16 protein-coding genes are annotated in these 19,167 nt (G+C 68.5%); 11 read left to right on the top strand and 5 right to left on the bottom strand.

From position 1 onward, the window contains the following. Positions 1-15 precede the first annotated feature (15 nt). Positions 16-1,002 (top strand): ABC transporter substrate-binding protein, encoded by a 987-nt coding sequence (locus LGM42_RS03720; protein ID WP_089465776.1) that lies wholly within the window; start codon positions 16-18, stop codon positions 1,000-1,002. Positions 1,003-1,030: 28 nt separating this feature from the next. Here LGM42_RS03720 and LGM42_RS03725 read toward each other — a convergent pair whose 3' ends face one another. Then, positions 1,031-1,177 carry a hypothetical protein gene (locus tag LGM42_RS03725; RefSeq protein WP_226231713.1) on the bottom strand — a complete coding sequence of 49 codons (147 nt, stop codon included), beginning with the start codon at positions 1,175-1,177 and terminating at the stop codon, positions 1,031-1,033. Between the two features lie 199 nt (positions 1,178-1,376). Between LGM42_RS03725 and LGM42_RS03730 the strand changes: the two genes are divergently transcribed. The 6 genes from LGM42_RS03730 to LGM42_RS03755 all read left to right on the top strand — a co-directional run bounded on the left by LGM42_RS03730 (position 1,377) and on the right by LGM42_RS03755 (position 7,277). Beyond that, complete coding sequence (locus LGM42_RS03730) at positions 1,377-2,444, top strand: ABC transporter substrate-binding protein (RefSeq protein WP_059582549.1); 1,068 nt, start codon at positions 1,377-1,379, stop codon at positions 2,442-2,444. Between the two features lie 14 nt (positions 2,445-2,458). Continuing rightward, the gene (locus tag LGM42_RS03735) at positions 2,459-3,301 is read left to right on the top strand and encodes an ABC transporter permease (protein WP_060009457.1); all 843 of its coding nucleotides are present in this window, start codon (positions 2,459-2,461) and stop codon (positions 3,299-3,301) included. A gap of 35 nt (positions 3,302-3,336) precedes the next feature. After that, the gene (locus tag LGM42_RS03740) at positions 3,337-4,170 is read left to right on the top strand and encodes an ABC transporter permease (protein ID WP_226231594.1); all 834 of its coding nucleotides are present in this window, start codon (positions 3,337-3,339) and stop codon (positions 4,168-4,170) included. 40 nt (positions 4,171-4,210) lie between these two features. Then, a complete protein-coding gene (locus LGM42_RS03745; protein ID WP_226231595.1) occupies positions 4,211-5,056 on the top strand; it encodes an ABC transporter ATP-binding protein in 846 nt (281 codons plus the stop codon). Between the two features lie 148 nt (positions 5,057-5,204). Next, entirely contained in the window at positions 5,205-6,158 is a 954-nt protein-coding gene (locus LGM42_RS03750) for a TauD/TfdA dioxygenase family protein (RefSeq protein WP_226231596.1), read from the top strand. 171 nt (positions 6,159-6,329) lie between these two features. After that, positions 6,330-7,277, top strand: coding sequence for a TauD/TfdA dioxygenase family protein (locus LGM42_RS03755; RefSeq protein ID WP_060311168.1), 948 nt, complete (start codon positions 6,330-6,332; stop codon positions 7,275-7,277). A 45-nt stretch (positions 7,278-7,322) separates the two neighbouring features. Here LGM42_RS03755 and LGM42_RS03760 read toward each other — a convergent pair whose 3' ends face one another. Then, positions 7,323-8,984 carry an ABC transporter substrate-binding protein gene (locus LGM42_RS03760; protein WP_226231597.1) on the bottom strand — a complete coding sequence of 554 codons (1,662 nt, stop codon included), beginning with the start codon at positions 8,982-8,984 and terminating at the stop codon, positions 7,323-7,325. 348 nt (positions 8,985-9,332) lie between these two features. Here LGM42_RS03760 and LGM42_RS03765 point away from each other — a divergent pair, with 348 nt between their 5' ends. Together LGM42_RS03765 and LGM42_RS03770 are read left to right on the top strand one after the other, a co-directional pair. Next, positions 9,333-9,740, top strand: a complete 408-nt coding sequence (locus LGM42_RS03765; RefSeq protein WP_226231598.1) for a DUF427 domain-containing protein — start codon at positions 9,333-9,335, stop codon at positions 9,738-9,740. A 214-nt stretch (positions 9,741-9,954) separates the two neighbouring features. Beyond that, the gene (locus LGM42_RS03770; RefSeq protein ID WP_060311171.1) at positions 9,955-10,947 is read left to right on the top strand and encodes a sulfonate ABC transporter substrate-binding protein; all 993 of its coding nucleotides are present in this window, start codon (positions 9,955-9,957) and stop codon (positions 10,945-10,947) included. Positions 10,948-10,951: 4 nt separating this feature from the next. On the opposite strand, the gene LGM42_RS03775 is transcribed toward LGM42_RS03770, so the two are convergent. Then, positions 10,952-11,536: a putative glycolipid-binding domain-containing protein gene (locus tag LGM42_RS03775; protein ID WP_060311749.1), complete on the bottom strand. Its 585-nt coding sequence runs from the start codon at positions 11,534-11,536 to the stop codon at positions 10,952-10,954. A 199-nt stretch (positions 11,537-11,735) separates the two neighbouring features. Here LGM42_RS03775 and LGM42_RS03780 point away from each other — a divergent pair, with 199 nt between their 5' ends. Further along, entirely contained in the window at positions 11,736-12,644 is a 909-nt protein-coding gene (locus tag LGM42_RS03780) for a LysR family transcriptional regulator (protein ID WP_060311172.1), read from the top strand. Positions 12,645-12,651: 7 nt separating this feature from the next. On the opposite strand, the gene potE is transcribed toward LGM42_RS03780, so the two are convergent. Further along, positions 12,652-14,037, bottom strand: a complete 1,386-nt coding sequence (potE, locus tag LGM42_RS03785) for a putrescine-ornithine antiporter (protein WP_059582571.1) — start codon at positions 14,035-14,037, stop codon at positions 12,652-12,654. A 58-nt stretch (positions 14,038-14,095) separates the two neighbouring features. Next, positions 14,096-16,396, bottom strand: coding sequence for an Orn/Lys/Arg decarboxylase N-terminal domain-containing protein (locus LGM42_RS03790; protein WP_226231599.1), 2,301 nt, complete (start codon positions 16,394-16,396; stop codon positions 14,096-14,098). Between the two features lie 506 nt (positions 16,397-16,902). Here LGM42_RS03790 and LGM42_RS03795 point away from each other — a divergent pair. Then, positions 16,903-19,083, top strand: coding sequence for an ornithine decarboxylase (locus LGM42_RS03795; RefSeq protein ID WP_226231600.1), 2,181 nt, complete (start codon positions 16,903-16,905; stop codon positions 19,081-19,083). Positions 19,084-19,167: the final 84 nt, after the last annotated feature.

Below are 19,167 nucleotides of genomic sequence, written 5' to 3' on the forward strand. Positions count from 1 at the left end.
GAGGACACGCCGCCGATGACCCACTCTTTCGCCACAGCGCGCCGCCGCGCGCTGCAGCGCCTTGCCGCCCTCGCCGCCGCGCCGCTCGCGGGCGGCCTCGCACTGCCGGCCCGCGCGGCCGGCGCCGACCTGTCGGGCGTCACGCTCGTCCTCGGCGACCAGGCCGGCGGCCTGCGCGCGCTGGCCGAAGCGGCGCGCGTGCTCGACGGCACGCCGTACCGGTTCCGCTGGGCCAACTTCCAGGGCGCCGCGCCGCTGTTCGAAGCGCAGCGCGCGGGCGCGATCGATCTCGCGCCGGCCGGCGACCTGCCCGTCCTGACGGCCGCGCTCGGCGATCCGTCGCTGCGGATCGTCGCGACGCGCGTCGGCTCGCCGACGTCGCTCGGCATCGTCGTGCAGCCGGACTCGCCGGTTCGCACCGTGGCCGACCTGAAAGGGCAAACCGTCGTCGTATCGTCGGCGCGCGGCAGCATCTCGCAATACCAGTTGTACGGCGCGCTGCGCGAACATGGGCTCGCGCCGCGCGACGTCGAGGTGCGTTTCGTCCTGCCGGTCGACGCGTTCGCCGCGTTCGAGGCGAAGCGGATCGGCATCTGGGCCACGTTCGATCCGTACTACGGGCATGCGGTGCGACGCGGCGCGCGCATCGTCCGCGACGGCAGCGGCATCAATTCGGGGCTCGCGTTCCTCACGTCGCCAGTCGAAACGCTCGACGATCGCGGCAAGCGCGCGGCGCTCGCGGACGTGCTCGCGCGGCTCGCCCGGGCGGGGCAATGGGCGCTCGCGCACCCGGCCGACTACGCGAGCGTCTATGCGTCGCTCACGCGCCTGCCGCCCGACGCCGCCACCGATATCGCGCGCCGGGCCGCGCTCGCGCAGCGCAGCCTCAGCGGCGCCGACATCGACGTGCTGCAGCGCGTCGCCGATCGCGCGGCGGCGGACGCGATCCTGCCGCGCCGCGTCGACGTCGCGTCGATCGCCATCCGGAACGTGTCGGCCTGAGTGGCGCCGCGCGGGGCGCGACGCGCAGTCAGCGCGGGCGCGCCATATCGAGGTCGGGCACGTCGTCGCCGAACGTCGACGCGACGATCGTGCGCATCGCGGCGATCAGCAACGTCGGCCCCGACTGGTTGAACGTGCAGCGCTCGCCCGCGGCCGGCACGGCCCGATGCAACACGGCGCGCCACGCGTCCCGCCCGCCATCACGTCGATCGCGCTGCTCGTGCTGCTGCAGCGCGCTCGGTCCCTCCCGCGATCCCCCGCGCGGCGATAAGCATAGTTCAAATCGTTGCTTGTCCGGCCTCCGGGCGTCATCGAGAATGACCCGACGGGCTGCGGCCCGGCCTCGTTCCCCAACGTTCCGGATCCATCGATTCATGCTTCCACTGCGCCTGCTGCGATCACTGCTGATCGCGTCCCTCGTTGCGTTGCCGGCCGCCGCCGCGCACGCGGACAAGCCCGCCATTCTCCGCATCGGCGTCGCCCAGCAGGGCGCCGGCGACCCACCGACGTTCGGCGGATCGAGCGCCGCGACGGTGCAGTTGCAGCAGCTCGTCGAAAAGGAATTCGCCGCCGACGGCATCAAGGTCGAATGGCTGTTCTTCAAGGGCGCGGGGCCGGCCGTCAACGAGGCGATCGCCAACAAGGCGCTCGACTTCGCGTACCAGGGCGACCTGCCCGCCGTGCTCGCGCGCTCGAACGGGATCAAGACGCGCCTGCTGCTCGCCGCGAGCGTGCGCTCGGGCATCAAGATCGCGGTGCCGCCCGACTCCACGATCCGCTCGATCAAGGACCTGAAGGACCGCCGCGTGTCGATCTTCCGCGGCACCAACCTGCAGCTCGTCGCCGACAACGCGCTCGCGAAGAACGGCCTCGGCGAACGCGACCTGCGCGTGATCAATCTCGACGCCGCCAGTTCGCTCGCCGCGCTCGCGTCGAAGGGCATCGACGCGTCGGTCGGCGATTACGGGCTCTACAAGCTGCGCGACGCGGGCCTCGCGAAAATCATCTACGAATCGCAGAACGACGGCCCGCAGTTGACGCGCCAGACCCACCTGCTCGTACTCGACGATTTCGAACGCGCGCACCCGGACATCGTGCAGCGCGTCGTCACCGCGTTCGTGAAGGGCGCGCAATGGTCGTCCGACGAGGCGAACCGCGATGCGCTGTTCAAGCTGTGGGCGAAGAGCGGCGTGCCGTACACGTCGTGGCAGGCCGACTATGCGAACCAGCGCCTGAAGGACCGCCTGTCCCCGCTGATCGACCCGTTCGTCGTCGCGCGCTACAAGGCCGTCGCGCAGGATGCGCTGAACCTGAAGCTGATCCGTCAGCCGGTCGACGTCGACGGCTGGTTCGAGCCGAAGTATCTCGACCATGCCTTGCGCACGCTCAAGCTCGAAAACTACTGGCCGCGCTATGACGCGGCCGGCAAGCCTCTCTCCTGACCGGATCGACCCCGATGAGCGACACCGCGTTTCCCGTCCCGTCGTCCGAGTCGCGCACGCTCGCCGTGCCGCCGCGCCGCGCGGCCGCGCTGGAACGGCTCGCGTGGCGGCTCGCGCCGTGGGTGCTGCCCGCGCTGCTGTTCGCGCTGTGGAGCGTGGGCAGCGCGCGCGGCTGGATCGCGCCGCAAATCCTGCCGCCGCCCGAACGCGTGGTCGACACGCTGGCCGAGCTCGCGTCGAACGGCGATCTCGTGCGCCACACGCTGATCAGCCTGCAACGCGTGCTCGTCGGCTTCGCGGCCGGCACGCTGCTCGGCGTGTCGATCGGCGTCGCGCTCGGGCTGTCGCGCACGCTGGAAGCCTACGTGCTGCCGAGCTTCAACGCGCTCGTGCAGATCCCGGTGCTCGGCTGGCTGCCGTTCCTGCTGCTGCTCGTCGGCGTCGGCGAGCCGCTGAAGTACCTGCTGATCGCGCATGCGGCGCTCGTCCCCGTCACGCTGAGCACGCTGCAAGGGTTTCGCCAGACGCCGCCCGCCCTCGACGAAGTCGCGCGCGGGTTCGGCTACACGCGCCGGCAACGCATCGTCCACGTCGTGCTGCCGGCCGCGATCCCGACGCTCGCGACCGGCGTGCGGCTCGCGTTCACGAAGTCGTGGCTCGCGCTCGTCGTGGTCGAACTCGTCGCGTCGTCCGAAGGGCTCGGCTACCTGATCGTGTACGGGCGGCAACTGTTCCAGCTCGATCTCGTGATGGCGGCCGTCGTCGTGGTCGGCGCGGTCGGCCTGCTGATCAACCGGGCGCTCGACGCACTCGAAGCGCGCCTGCGCCGCGGCGTGCCGTCCGCGTTTCGCGGCTGAACGGGCCCGCCCGTCCAACCGAAGGAGAATCGCCCGTGCCGCCTGCCGCCGCGCCGTCAGCCACACCGCCCGCTACCACCGCTACATCCGCCGCGGCCGCCCGCCGTCCGCATGTGCCCGACTGGCGCGGCTTCGTGCTGCCGCTCGCGGCGTTCGCGCTCTGGTGGGCGATCGCTTCCGCGCATCTCGCGAGAAGCGGGCTGCTCGTCGGCCCGGCCGACGTGCTGCACACCACGTGGGCGCAGGCGGCAAGCGGCGCGCTCGGCCGTGCGCTGTCGGCGTCGCTCGCGCGCGAAGCGTGCGGGTTCGCGATCGGCGCGACGGGCGGCCTCCTGCTCGGCGCGGTGCTCGGGCTGTCGCGCATCGCCGCGCGGATGGTCGGCCCGAGCTTCGACACGTTCAAGCAGATCTCGCTGTTCGCGTGGATTCCGCTGATTTCCGTGTGGTTCGGCCTCGGCGACGTCGCGAAGGTCGTGTTCCTGTCACTCGCCGCGCTGCTGCCGGTCGCCGCCCATACCTGCGACGGCATTCACGCGGTGCCGCGCGCGTATGTCGACGTCGCCCGCGCGCTGCGCTACTCGCGGCTCCAGTTGATCCGCCACGTGATCCTGCCGGCCGCGCTGCCGTCGATCTTCACCGGCCTGTATCTCGGCCTGATCTATTCGTGGCTCGCGACGCTCGGCGCCGAATACCTGCTCGTCGCCGGCAGCGGGATCGGCAACACGCTGATCGACGGCAGCGAGCAGTTCCGGATGGATCTCGTGCTGTTCGGGATCATCGTCGTCGGCGTGACCGGCTGGGCGCTGAACGCGAGCGCGCGAGCGATCGAGCGCAAGGTGCTGGCCCGGCGCGGCGACCTCACGCGCTAAGCGCCTCTTGCCTCCTTTCCGCCCCCTTCTTCGTACCGCCATGACGACCCTCGCCTCCGATTCGCTCGACATCCTCCATGTAAGCAAGCACTACGCGCGACGCGACGCGGCGCTCGCCGTGCTCGACGACGTATCGCTGCACGTGCGTGCCGGCGAATTCGTCACGATCGTCGGCGCCAGCGGCTGCGGCAAGTCCACGCTGCTGCGGCTCGTCGCCGGGCTCGACACCGACTACACGGGCGAAATCCGCGCGGGCGGCGAACGCGTGCGCGACACGTCGCTACAGCGCGGCATCGTGTTCCAGGATCACCGGTTGTTTCCGTGGCTGACCGTCGAACAGAACATCGGCGCCGCGCTGCGCAACGCGCCGCTGGACGCCGCCGCGAAACGGCGTGCGGTCGCGGAACACATCGCCCTCGTCGGGCTGAACGGCTTCGAGCACGCGTTTCCGAACCAGTTGTCGGGCGGGATGGCGCAGCGTGTCGCGATCGCGCGCGGTCTCGTGAACCGGCCGCGCGTGCTGCTGCTCGACGAGCCGTTCGGCGCGCTCGACGCGCAGACGCGCGCGAAGATGCAGAACGAACTGCTGCGCATCTGGGAACAGGAACGCATCACGATGGTGCTGGTCACGCACGACGTCGACGAAGCCGTCTATCTCGGCGACCGCGTCGTCACGATGGCGCCGCGTCCGGGCCGCATCGCGCGCATCGTCGACGTCGCGCTGCCGCGCCCGCGCCGGCGCGATTCGCCGGCATTCGCGCGATTGCGCGCCACGGTGCTCGCCGATTTCGACGACAGCGACCCGTCGGGCGACGACGCGTCGGGCGGCAAGCGCATCGACGCGGCGCGAGCGCACCCGATCGGCGAATGGCGGCTCGCGTGGTAGCGATACAACGCGTTTGCATTGCTCAGCATGACGACACATATCGTTCATCGCAGCCCGCACGCTAAGGTTGTGACGATTCATCGGTTCCGAATCCGCGCGGCGCCTGCTTGAATGGAGGCTCGACCGACCCGACTCCAGGAGACTCCCGATGTCCGATGTCCAGCACGCCGCTCACTCGCCTTCGCCTGCTTCGCACGCCGCGCCGCGCACGGCCGCCGTCCCGCTTCAGCTTCGCCAGGTCGCCGGCCGGATCGGCGCCGAAATTTCCGACGTGCGGCTGTCGGCCACGCTCGACGACGCGACGTTCGACGCGATCCACGCCGCGCTGCTGGGGCACAAGGTGCTGTTCTTCCGCGGCCAGCACCATCTCGACGACACCGCGCAGGAAGCGTTCGCCCGCCGCTTCGGCGACACGGTCGCGCACCCGACCGTGCCGTCCGTCGACGGCAGCGCGGCGCTGCTCGAACTCGATTCCGCGCACGGCGCACGCGCGAATTCGTGGCACACCGACGTGACCTTCGTCGATGCGTACCCGAAGGTCTCGATCCTGCGCGCGGTCGTGATCCCGCCGTTCGGCGGCGACACCGTATGGGCCAACACGGCCGCCGCGTACGCGCATCTGCCCGATTCGCTGCGCGCGCTCGCCGACACGCTGTGGGCGCTGCACACGAACGCCTACGACTATGCGTCGACGCACGTGCACGCCGACGATGCACAACTGAAGCGCTACCGCGAAGTGTTCACGTCGACCGTCTACGAAACCGAGCACCCGGTCGTGCGCGTGCATCCGGAAACCGGCGAGCGCACGCTCGTGCTCGGACACTTCGTGCAGCGGCTCAAGGGGCTGTCGGCGCAGGATTCCGCGCACCTGCTGCAGGTGTTCCACGAGCACGTGACGCGTCTCGAGAACACCGTGCGCTGGAACTGGCAGGAGGGCGACGTCGCGATCTGGGACAACCGCGCGACGCAGCACTATGCGATCAACGACTACGGCGATGCGCGCCGGGTCGTGCGCCGCGCGACCGTTCACGGCGACGTGCCGGTCGGCATCGACGGCCGCCGGAGCGTCCTGCTGAAGGGGCCCGGCGCCACGCTGCAATAACGTCCATGTCCCGCGGCGGCGCCCTTTTTCCTGTTTCCTTTCCCTTTTTCCCGCGCGCCGCCGCGCCACTCCCTGCCGGACACCCGCAATGAACCTCGCGCCACCGGACCGATGCTTGCATGCGCAACGATGTCGTCCGTCTTCCCCGTTCACTTCCGCCAGGAGCGTCGCATGAGCGCCCTACTCGAACCCGCCGCGCAGCCGGTCGACGTGATCCCGCTGTCCGCCCACATCGGTGCGGAAATCCGCGGCGTCGACCTCACGCAACCGTTGACCACGCCGCAGATCGCGGCGATCCGCGCCGCGCTGCTGAAATGGCGCGTCGTCTTCTTCCGCGAACAATTTCTCACGCACGAGCAACATGTCGCGTTCTCCGCGCAGTTCGGCGAGCCGACGGTTGGGCACCCGGTGTTCGGGCATGTCGACGGCCATCCGGCCGTCTATTCGATCGCGAAGCATCGCAAGGCGACGCGCTTCGAAGGCGAACCGGTGCGCCGGCCCTGGACCGGCTGGCACACCGACGTGACGGCCGCCGTGAATCCGCCGTGGGCATCGATCCTGCGCGGCGTGACGATCCCGCCGTACGGCGGCGACACGCACTGGACCAACCTCGTGCGCGCCTACGAAACGCTGTCCGCGCCGCTGCGCGGCTTCGTCGACACGCTGCGCGGCATCCATCGCTTCACGCCGCCGCCAGGCGCGCGCGCGACCGGCGCATTCGACGATGCGGTCGAGCGCCGCCCGCTCGTGACCGAGCATCCGCTCGTGCGCGTGCACCCGGAAACCGGCGAACGCGCGCTGTACGTGAGCCCGAGCTTCCTGAAATCGATCGTCGGGCTGACGCCGCGCGAGAGCCAGGCGCTGCTCGAACTGCTGTGGGAGCACGTGACGCGGCCGGAATTCACGATCCGCTTCAAGTGGGAGCCGCGCAGCATCGCGTTCTGGGACAACCGGGCGACCGCGCATCTCGCGCCCGTCGACATCTTCGATCTCGACTTCGACCGCCAGCTATATCGCACGACGCTCGTCGGCGACGTGCCGGTAGGCCCCGACGGCCGGCCGTCGGTCGCGCTCGAAGGCACGCCGGTCGAAACGGCCGCGGCCGTCGCGCTCGACTGACGCGGCAAACGCCGGTGCGCACGGGCGCGCCGGCCCCCCCTTCCGTCAATCGAGCCACACGCCGTCGAACCGGTGCCCGCCGAGCGGCGAGAACGTCAGCCCGTGGACGCGCCTGGAGATCGGCAGCGACACGATCGACGTCGCGATCGGCGTGAACGGCACCTGGTCCTTGAACACCACCTGCGCCTGCTCGTACAGCGCCGTGCGCTTCGCGACATCGGCATTCGAACGCGCCGCCGTCACGAGTTGCTCGAAGTCCTTGTTGCACCACTTCGCGAGATTGCTGCCGTGCACGGCGTCGCAGCCGAGCAGCGTGCCGAGCCAGTTGTCGGGGTCGCCGTTGTCGCCCGACCAGCCGTACAGGATCGCGTCGTGCTGGCCGTCGTGCTTCGCGCGGCGGTTGTATTCGCCCCATTCGTAGCTGACGATCCTCGCGCGCACGCCGATCCTCGCCCAATCCTGCTGGATCAGTTGCGCCATCAACTGCGCGTTCGGGTTGTACGGGCGCTGCACGGGCATCGCCCACAGCGTGAGGTCGAAGCCGTTGGGAAAGCCGGCCTGCGCGAGCAGCGCCTTCGCGGCGGCCGGATCGCGCGGCGCGTCCTTCAGGCGCGGGTTGTACGACCATTGCGCGGGCGGCATCGGGTTCGTCGCGATCGTCGCGTCGCCGTTGAACACGGTCTTGATGATCGCCGCCTTGTCGATCGCGATGTCGAGCGCGCGCCGCACGTCGACGCGATCGAGCGGCGGATGCTGCGTGTTGTACGCAACGAAGCCGACGTTGAAGCCCGTCCCCGAAAACAGCGTCAGCTTCGGGTCGCGCCGCACCGTCTCGAGATCGGCCGGCCGCGGAAACGCCGACACCTGACACTCGCCGGCCACGAGCTTCTGCAAGCGCGCGGCCGGGTCGGGCGTGATCGCGAACACGAGGCGCGCGAGCTTCACGTCGTCCGGGTTCCAGTAGTCGGGATTCGCGTCGTAGCGGATCAGCGCGTCCTTCTGGTACGTACGCAGCACGAACGGCCCCGTGCCGACCGGGAACTGGTTGATGTCCGACTCGCGATGGCGCGCGGCGAGCTGCCCCGCATATTCGGCCGACAGCACCGACGCGAACGCCATCGCGAGATTGCGCACGAACACGACGTCGGGCGACTTCAGCACGAAGCGCACCGTGTAGTCGTCGACTTTCTCGATGCGCTCGATGTTGCGGTCGAAGCCGAGATCTCTGAAATACGGGAAGCTGACCGGATAGGCCTTGCGGAACGGATCGTCCGGGTCGAGCATCCGGCGGAACGTGAACACGACGTCGTCGGCCTGGAACGGACGCGTCGGCTTGAACCACGCGGTGGTCTGGAATTTCACGCCGCGCCGCAGGTGGAACGTGATCGTGCGCTGGTCGGGCGACACGTCCCAGCTCGTCGCGAGCGCGGGTACGAGATCGAGCGTGCCGCGCTTGAACTGCACGAGCCCGTTGTAGACCGGGTACGTGCTCGCATCGAAATCGGTGCTCGTCGTGTGCTGGCCGGGATCGAAGCCGGCCGGGCTGCCTTCGGTGCAGTACACGAGCGTCTTGCCCGCGGGCGCCGCGAGCGCGTTCGTCGCGGCGCCCGCCAATAGCAACGACGCGGCGATGCAGCGGAGCGCGGCGCCGGCATGCGATACGCCGCGCGTGCGGCGCGCGGCTGACGAAACGAAAGGATTCTTCATGGTGGCGGATAAAAAAGGCTGTCATGCGATTGATGACCGCCGATCTTCGCGCGCCTGCCGCCGATCGCTTACCAATTAATTCCGCGTTGCTTATCGTCGTGGATGCATCCCGCTGCCGCTGCATCGAAAAGTCCATGCGAGCGCCGCATGCATGCGGAACCCCGCCGCGGCGAGCCGTCCGGACACCCGATCGAAAACCGCCGCACGGCCTTCCGGCCCCCTGCAAGTTCTCCGGAATGGGTGCATCGTATCGATTGGCCGACGCCGGCGCCGGCGCGCGGGAATCCGCCCGGCGTGCACATGCCGGCACGGCGCGTCCGTGCGCGCCGCCCTTTCCGGAGGAACCCGATGCCGATCAACCCCGATACGCCCTCTCGTCCCGTGAAGTCGCCGGGCCCCGATCACCCGATCCTGATCGAACCGCATTCGTCCCGCGTGATCGTGAAGGTGGCCGACAAGGTCGTCGCCGATACGCGCCATGCGCTGGTGCTGCGCGAGGCCAGCTATCCGGCGGTGCTGTACATTCCGCGCGAGGATGCCGACATGTCGCTGCTCGAACGCACCGACCACGCGACCTACTGCCCGTACAAGGGCGATTGCGCGTACTACTCGATCCCCGCCGGCGGCGAACGCTCGATCAACGCCGTGTGGACGTACGAGCATCCGAATCCGGCCGTCGAATCGATTCGCGGGCACCTCGCGTTCTATCCGGATCGCGTCGATTCGATCGAGGAGCGCCTGCTCGTCACCGAGTGAGCGCGGCGGCGTGCTGCCGCGTCACCGGTTACGTATCGTCCGGCCGCTGATTTGCATATTCGGATTCGTTGGTTGGCCGCCGGCCCGCCGCGCCGTATCGTCCTGACTCCGGCGCGGGCCGGCCCGTTGCGTGCGTCGCCCGCATCCGGCCCGGTCCTGCGCCGGCCGCGCCGCCTTCGCGCGCGGCCCGTGAACCCGCCAGCAGGACGCCTCGATGAACGACACACCGAACGCAGACCTTGAATCGACTCCGGCGAACCCGCGCCGCCGCCAGTGGCTGCACGGCGCGGCCGCCGGGCTGGCCGGGCTCGCGCTCGGGCCGCTCGCGGCCGCGCCCGCACGCGCCGACGCCGGCGGCACGCGGCTGCGCATCGGCTTCCAGAAATACGGCAACTTCGTCGTGCTCAAGGCGCGCGGCACGCTCGAGAAGCGTCTCGCGAGCCAGGGCGTCGCCGTGCAATGGCTCGAATTCCCGGCCGGCCCGCAACTGCTCGAGGGGCTGAACGCCGGCGCGATCGACGTCGGCACGGTCGGCGAAACTCCGCCGATCTTCGCGCAGGCGGCCGGCGTCGATTTCGTCTACATCGGCAACGAGCCGCCCGCGCCCCAGGGCGAGGCGATCGTCGTGCTGCCCGATTCGCCGATCCGAACCGTCGCGCAACTGCGCGGCAAGAAGGTCGCGTTCAACAAGGGTTCGAACGTCCACTACCTGCTGGTGAAGGCGCTCGAGCGCGCGGGCCTGACCTATGCCGACATCCAGCCGATCTACCTGACGCCGGCCGACGCACGCGCGGCGTTCGTGCAGCGCAGCGTCGATGCGTGGGTGATCTGGGATCCGTATCTGGCCGCCGCCGAACGGCAGCTCGGCGCGCGCGTGGTCGCGAACGGCGACGCGCTCGTGCGCAATACGCAGTACTACCTCGCGGCGCGCAAGTACGCGGCCGCGCACCCGCAGGTGCTGCGCGCGCTGCTCGACGAAGTCGATGCGGTCGACCGCTGGGCGCGCGATCACGTGCCCGAGGTGGCCGCGCAACTGTCCCCGCTCGTCGGCCTCGACGCGCCGACGCTCGAAGTCGCGCTCAGGCGCGCCGGCTACGGCGTGCAGCCGATCACCGAAGCGACTCTCGCGTACCAGCAGAGCATCGCCGACGCGTTCAGCACGCTGAAGCTGATCCCGGGCAAGCTGTCGGTCGCCAGCGCGCGCTGATGCGTCACGAAGCGGGCGCCGCGCCGATGCGCCGCCATTCGTCGTAGTCGGTGACGAGGCCCGCGCCGTCGATCGCGATATCGGCCGCATACGTGCCGCTCTCGTAGCGATACACGTGCGGCGCAGTGCGCGTATAGCGCTGCTCGCCGCGCACGATGTCGACATCCGGAAAACGCAGCCACGCGGTGCGAATCTCCGCCGACTCGCCGACGGCGAGCGCGAGCCGCCGGATCGGCAGCGTATTGGTCGACGGACTGAAGCCGAGATCGATGTCGGTCGCGCCCGCGAGCGCCGACGCATCGACGCCGTCGATCGTCCACCGCCCCGCATCGCACGCGATGTCCCATTGCCGTGGCGGCGCCGTGCCGGTCCACCGCGTCACGCGCGCCGAACGCGTGAGCCAGTCGGTCCCGCATGCGATCGCGTAATCGATGCGAAACGGCGTGCCGTCGATCGCGCCCGCCACCGTCCCCGCCAGCGCGATGCCCGTTTGCGACTCGTCGAGCCGGCACCATTCGGCCGCCTGCCACGTCTGCACGATCTGCCATGCGACGCAATGCGTCCGTGGGGCTTCGTTGCGTTGCGTCATGCCGGGTCTCCTGTCGGTCGCGCGGGAACGAAGCCGATTTTCGCTCACGGCGCGGACGAACGCACGCGGCTTCGTCGGCACCATGAGCGCCCCGGCCGATAATGAGTATCGGCCCGACGCACACCGTCGGCCCTCCGCCGCTTTGATACCATCCGTCGATCGGCACAAAATCGTACCGGAAGACAAAAGGCGCGACTTCATGGATTTGTTGGCGACGATGCGCATCTACGTCAGGGTCGTGGAGCGCGGCACGATGTCCGGCGCGGCACGGGATCTCGACATGGGCCAACCGGCCGTCAGCGAGCGCATCGAGAAACTCGAGAAACATCTCGGCACGCGGCTGCTGATGCGCAGTGCGCGTACGCTCGCGTGCACGGAGGAAGGCCGCCTTTTCTACGAACGCAGCAAGGCGCTGCTCGAGGCGGCCGAGTTGGCCGTTGCATCGGTGTCGAAGACGGAAAACGCGCTCGACGGCACGATCCGGCTCGCGGCGCCGCAATGCTTCGGCGAGGTCGTACTGCCGGGCGTGCTGATGCAGATCCGCACCGCGTATCCGAAGCTGCACATCGACCTCGTGCTGAACGACGACATCGTCGATCCGGTCACCGAGGGCGTCGACATTTCGATCCGGGTCGGCCAGCTCGGCGACGGCGGCTTCGTCGCCTACGCGCTCGGCGCGGTCGGCCGCGTGCTCGTCGCCGCACCGTCGTATCTCGACCGGCACGGCCCGATCGACACGAAGGCCGATCTCGCGAACCATCCGTTCATCCGCGTGAAAGGCGTGTTCGCGAACGAACAGGTGCCGCTGCAGCGCGACGGCAGCGCAGTCGAATACGCGCGTATCCGCACGGTCATGACCGCGAGCCACTGGCGCCCGATGTTCGACACGATCGCGGCGGGCGGCGGCATCGGCGTGGTCCAGCACCCGGCTTGCGCCGATGCGCTCGCGCACGGCCGGCTCGTCCGCCTGCTGCCGCACTACGACGTTCCCGACTTCGCACTTAACGTGCTGGTGCACGCGCAGCGGTCGCTGCCGCCGCGCGTGCGCGCCGTCGTCGATCTGCTGAAACGAGCACTCCCGCCGCTGCTGATGCAGCGGCAGCGTTAGGGCCTGTTCACGCCTGCAGCGACTTCCCCGGTTCCTTCACGTGCGCATCGACTTCCATCTGGTAGAAGCGCGCGCTGACGAAGCCGAACAGCGTCCAGCCGAGGAACACGCACAGGCCGCCCAGCATCAGCGCCTGCTCGCCCGAGCTGTAGAGCGCGTAGAAGCTGTACGCGGTCGCGACCATCGCGACCACGTTCGTCAACAGCGCCTTGCCGGGCGGCACCTTCGCGACCTTCTGGATCGTGATCAGCGCGGCCATCGACATCACGTAGGGCACGAGGTTCGTGACGACCGCGAGATCGACGATCTTCTGGAACTGGCTGCTCAGCTCCGGGCTGATCGTCATCAGCGCCAGCGCGACCTGCGCGACCAGCAGGATCACCATGCCGACGATCGGCGTGCCCGTGCGCGTGGCGCGCGCGAACACCGGCAGGAAGTAGCCGACGTCGGCCGAGCTCTTGAACACCTGCGCCACCGTGAACTGCCAGCCGAGCAGCGAGCCGATGCATGCGATCACCATCAGCGCGGTGACGATCGTGCCGACGGCCGGCGTGAACATCGTCGCGAACGCGATGCCGAACGGCGCATTCGACTTCGCGAGGATCGCGTTGGGCACGATCCCGGCGATCACGTTGGTCGACACGATGTAGAAGATCGCCGACGCGATCGTGCCGCCGAGCACGGCGATCGGCACGTTGCGCTCCGGATTCTCCACCGCGTCGGAGTTCGCGCACGCCGATTCGAGCCCGAGGAACGCCCACAGCGTCACCGCGATCGAGCCGCCCACGGCAGGCCCGAACGGCAGGTCGTGCGGATTCCAGGCGGCGCCCCAGGTCGCGCCGCTGAACCAGAACCAGCCGATCAGCGACACGACGACGACCGGAATGATCACGCCCCATACCGTCACCGCGCCGATCCGGCCGGTGATGCGCGAGCCGCCGAAGTTCGCGACCGTCGTCAGCACGAGCAGGAAGATCGTCCAGAGGCCCGTTTGCAGCGGCGACAGCGTCGCGTCGAACAGCACGGTGCCGTAGCCGACCGCCGTGACGCCGATCGCGACGTTGGCGATCACGAGCGACAGCCCGTACGTGTAGTTCGCCATGTAGTTGCCGGCCTTGCCGAACGCGTACTCCGCGTAGCCGCCCATCCCGCCCGGCTTGCGGCTCAGCATCCCGCAGCGCGCGAACGCATAGGCGAGCGCGAGCGAGCCGCCGGCCGTGACGATCCACGACAGCAGCGAGATCGTGCCGACCTGCGCGAGCTTCGCCGGCAGCAGGATGATGCCGGAGCCCATCATGTTGACCGCCGTGAGGACGGTGAGCTGCCAGACGTTCATCCGGTTCTTCGGCGCGGCCGTCGTGGCCGCGCCGGACAGGTGCGCTGCGTTGTCCATGGTGTTCGATCCTTCGATGTGAGGCCGCCGCGCGGCCGGTCGCTCGTTCGTTCGCTCGTCAGGCCGTCAGGCAGTACACGCGGTACGTGCCGTCCTCGACTTCCACGCCGTGCGTGTCGTGCGCGAAGCCCGGGAAACGCCGGTCGTACGCTTCGAGCGCCTTCAGGTAGCCGAGCACCGGGCCGCCGGCCGGCCCCGCGTTCTCGCCCGGCATCAGGAGCGGAATGCCCGGCGGATACGGCACGACGCCGGTGGCCACCGTGCGCCCGGCCAGCTCGTCGAGCGTGACCTGTTCGACGCGGCCCTGCACGAGATGCTCGTATGCGCGCACCGGGCTCATCTCCGGCGTCGGCAAGATCGAGAACGCCTCCGACATCAGCCGCGTCGTGCCGAGCTGCTCCATCGCCGCGAACATCGTGTCGGCCAGATCCTTGAGCCCCATGCCCGCATAGCGCGAACCATGCTCGTTCGCGAGCGACGGAATCGCCATGTCGAGCGGCAGGTTCGCGTCGTAGTCGCGCTTGAAATCGCACAGCGCGCTGACGAGCGAGCCCCACTTGCCCTTCGTGATGCCGATCGAGAACAGGAACAGGATCGTGAAATCGGTGGTCTTCTCGACGACGATCCCGCGCGCATCGAGATACGCGGTGACGATGCTCGCCGGGATGCCGACCGGCATCAGGCCGCCGGCCGGCGCGACGCCCGGCGTGACGATCGACACCTTGATCGGGTCGAGCATGCAGTAGCCGTCCTCGATATTGCCGAAGCCGTGCCATTGCGCGCCGGGGCGCAGCACCCAGCACGCCGGGTCGCTCGCGAGCAGCTCGGGCGGCGCTTCGTGGAACGGCAGCGTGCGGCCCGTGCGCGCCTCGAGCACGGTATCGGGCTGCCAGCATTCGAAGAACCAGTCGCCCTTCGCGCCGAATTCATTGTTCATTCGCGCGATCATCTGCCGGAACGCGACGGCCTCCTCGATCGATTCGCGCGTCAGCGCGGCGCCGCCGGGGCCGTCCATCATCGCGGCCGCGACGTCGTTCGACGCGATGATCGCGTAGTTCGGCGACGTCGACGCGTGCATCATGAACGTTTCGTTGAACTGGCCATGCGGAATCGGGCTGCGGCCGTCGCGCACGTGGATGTACGACGCCTGCGACAACGCGGTCAGCAGCTTGTGCGTCGACTGCGTCGCGAACACCGTGGGCCGATCCCTGTGGTGGTCGCGCGGGTCGCCGTGCATCGCATGGCGGTCGCGGTAGATCGGATTGAAGCGCGCGTAGCCGTACCACGCTTCGTCGAAGTGCAGCCGGTCGACGCTCGCGCCGAGCAATTCCTCGACGCGCGTGACGTTGTAGCAGAGGCCGTCGTACGTGGAATTCGTGACGATCGCGTGCTTCGGCTGGCGATCGGCCAGCCCGGCCGCGAGCGGGTTCGATGCGATCGCTTCGCGGATCGCCGCCTGCGTGAGGCGCTCCGATGCGATCGGCCCGATGATCCCGTAGCGGTTGCGCGTCGGCACGAGGTAGGTCGGAATCGCGCCCGACATCGTCATCGCATGCTCGGCCGACTTATGGCAGTTGCGGTCGCACAGCGCGATCTGGTCGCGGCTCACGCTCGCCATCAGGATGATGCGGTTCGACGTCGACGAGCCGTTCGTCACGTGATACGTGCGATGCGCGCCGAACACGCGCGCCGCATAGCGCTCGCTTTCGCCGATCGGGCCCGAATGATCGAGCAGCGAGCCGAGTTCGCCCACCGAGATCGACAGGTCCGAGCGGAACAGCGATTCGCCGAAGTACTCGAAGAACGCGCGGCCGACCGGCGATTTCAGGAAACCGGTGCCGCCCGTGTGGCCCGGCGTATGCCACGAGTATTCGTAGACGCGCGAGAACTTCGCGAGCGCGCCGAACATCGGCGGCAGGACGGTCGAGCGATAGCGTTCGATCGCCGCGTGGATGCGCCCGCCGATGAAGTCGGCCGTATCCTCGAGCAGCCACACGAAATCGTCGACCTTGCCCATCACCGCGGCCGGCACCGTCGACGCGACGCTGCGGTCGGCCAGCAGGAAGATCGGCACGCTGCCGTTGCGATGCCGGATCGCGTCGACCACCGCCTCGGACGGCCCGTGACCGTCCACGCCGAGATCCCAGTCGAGCAGCACGCACTGGATCGACGGATCGGAGCGGATCAGCACGACGGCATCGTCGGCGGACGTGGCCGTCAACACGTCGATGCCGCGTTGCGCGAGTTCCGCGCTCAGCGTGCGGACCGCACGGCCGGTCGCGGTTTCCTGCGCGATTTCGTCGTCGACCAGTAGCGCACGCATGCCGAGACGGCGAATGCCGCCGACGGAAGTGTTCATGTTGTTGCCCTCGCGGTTGGGTTGCTTCGATTGGTATCGTTCGTCTCGCGAGCACGCGGACGGCAGCTCACGGGCTGCGGCATCGGACGCTCGCCATTCCGGCTTGATTCGCCACCCAGTTCGGAGCCGACTATGCCATGAACGCCATTCGATGAAAAGCCGACGATTCGGTGAAACCATCGGCGCCTTTCCAATAGGATTTCATCATTGGATCATTTTTATATGCGCTGCAGCACGTCAATTGCCGATCAATTGATTAGGCTCATCCGTCAATGACATTGACGATTCTGGTCGATTGAATTCGCGGGCCTTTATTGCTACGATCGGCGGCGCCGAGCACCGTCCGATCACGGCTGTGCCGCGCTGTTCGACGCTTCCCGGCGCGGTGCGCATTCGGCATTCCGCATTCGCGGGAGCATTTCAATCGGCTGCGGCGCGCGTCGTATCGACATGACGCATCGGCGTGAATGCGGCTCCCGTTTCAGGTCATTTACCGGAGAGTTCGCGTGAGCCTGTTGAAAATCGCAGTCGAGCCGGCGCTGATCGGCGCCTTCCTCACCACGCACGAACAGGTCGACGTATTTCAGACCGATTTCACGAATATCGCGGCCATCGTCGTCGGTATCGACGCCGCGGAAAAGGTGCTGAAAACCGTCGAGCGAACCGGCTTCGCGATTCCGTTCTTCGTCGCGGTCGAGCCCGACCAGGAAGTGCCGCCGTCGGTCCTGCCGCGCGCGAGCGGCGTGATCCAGCTCCGCCACGGCGGCCGCCATTACTACGGCCGACAGATTTCCGCCGCCGCCGACATCTACAGCGAGAGTCTGCTGCCGCCGTTCTTCAAGGTGATGCGCGACTACGTGCAGCGCGGCTACGTCGAGTTCGACTGCCCCGGCCATCAGGGCGGCCAGTTCTTCTCCAATCACCCGCTCGGCCGGATGTTCTTCGATTTCTTCGGCGAGACGCTGTTTCGCGCGGATCTCTGCAACGCGGACGTGCGGCTCGGCGACCTGCTGATCCACGAAGGGCCGGCGCTGGAAGCACAGCGCAACGCCGCAAGGATCTATAACGCCGACAAGACGTATTTCGTGCTGAACGGCACGTCGACGTCGAACAAGGTCGTCACGAGCGCGCTGCTCGCGCCCGGCGATCTCGTGCTGTTCGACCGCAACAACCACAAGTCGGTGCACCTCGGCGCGCTCGTGCTGTCCGGCGCGCGGCCGGTCTACCTCGAGACCGCACGCAACGCGTGGGGCCTCATCGGCGGCGTCGACAGCGCGGCGCTCGGCGAAGCGCGCATTCGCGACGCGATCCGCGACGTCGCGCCCGAGCGCGCCGACCTGCCGCGCCCGTTCCGGCTCGCGGTGATCCAGCTCGGCACCTACGACGGCACGATCTACAACGCGCGCGAAATCGTCGACCGGATCGGGCATCTGTGCGACTACATCCTGTTCGATTCGGCGTGGGTCGGCTACGAGCAGTTCATCCCGATGATGCAGGACTGCTCACCGTTGATGCTGACGCTCGGGCCCGACGATCCCGGCATCTTCGTCACGCAGTCGGTGCACAAGCAACAGGCCGGCTTCTCGCAGACCTCGCAGATCCACAAGAAGGACAGCCACATCGAAGGACAGAAGCGCTTCTGCGATCACCGGCGCTTCAACAACGCGTACATGATCCACGCGTCGACGAGCCCGTTCTATCCGATGTTCGCGGCGCTCGACGTCAACGCGCAGATGCATGCGGGCCCGGCCGGCAAGCGCCTGTGGCGCGACTGCGTCGCACACGGCGTCGATGCGCGCAAGCTGCTGCTGAAAACGTGCCGCCAGATCCGCCCGTTCGTTCCGCAGCAGATCGACGGCCGCCCGTGGGCCGACTACCCGACCGAGCAGATCGTCGACGACCTGCGTTTCTTCCGCTTCCACCCGGCCGACACGTGGCACGGCTTCGAAGGCTATGCGGACGACCAGTATTTCGTCGATCCGTGCAAGCTGCTGCTGACCACGCCCGGCATCGATCGCGACACGCACGAATATGCGCCGTTCGGCGCGCCGGCGCCGATCCTCGCGCGCTACCTTCGCGAGCACGGCGTCGTGCCGGAGAAGGCCGACCTGTACACGATCCTGTTCCTGCTCACGCCGTCGGAGAGCTTCGGCAAGCTGCAGCATCTGGTCGCTCACCTCGCGCAATTCGAACGCCATCTCGATCAGGACACGCCGCTGCGCGAAGCGATTCCGTCGCTGTGCGAAGCCTATCCCGAGCTGTACGGCAGGATGCGCCTGCGGCAGCTGTGCCAGCGCATGCATGATTTCTATCGCAGCCACGACATGAAGCATCTGCAGAAACAGATGTTCCGGCGTGCGCAGTTCCCGAAGCAGGCGATGCTGCCGCAGGCCGCGAATGCCGAGCTGATCCGCAACGACGTCGAGCTCGTCACGCTCGATCGCATCGAAGGCCGGATCGCGACCGAAGGCGCGCTGCCCTATCCGCCCGGCATCTTCTGCGTGGTGCCCGGCGAAGTATGGGGCGGCCCGGCGCTCGACTACTTCCGCGCGCTGGAGGCCGGGATCAACGCGCTGCCCGGCTTCGAACCGGAAATCCAGGGTGTGTACCTGCAGACGAAGCCGGACGGCACGAAGCAGGCGTCGGCGTACGTGGTGGCAGCCGGCGCCGACGCGTCGCGCATGTAGGCACGGCGAGCGGCTCGGCACGCTCGTGGCCGTCGCGCCGGCATGCACGTGGGTTGCGGCACGGCTCGCGCGGCCGGTCGTGCG

It is taken from the genome of Burkholderia sp. AU39826, assembly GCF_020419965.1.
GTDB classification, from domain to species: Bacteria; Pseudomonadota; Gammaproteobacteria; order Burkholderiales; family Burkholderiaceae; genus Burkholderia; species Burkholderia semiarida.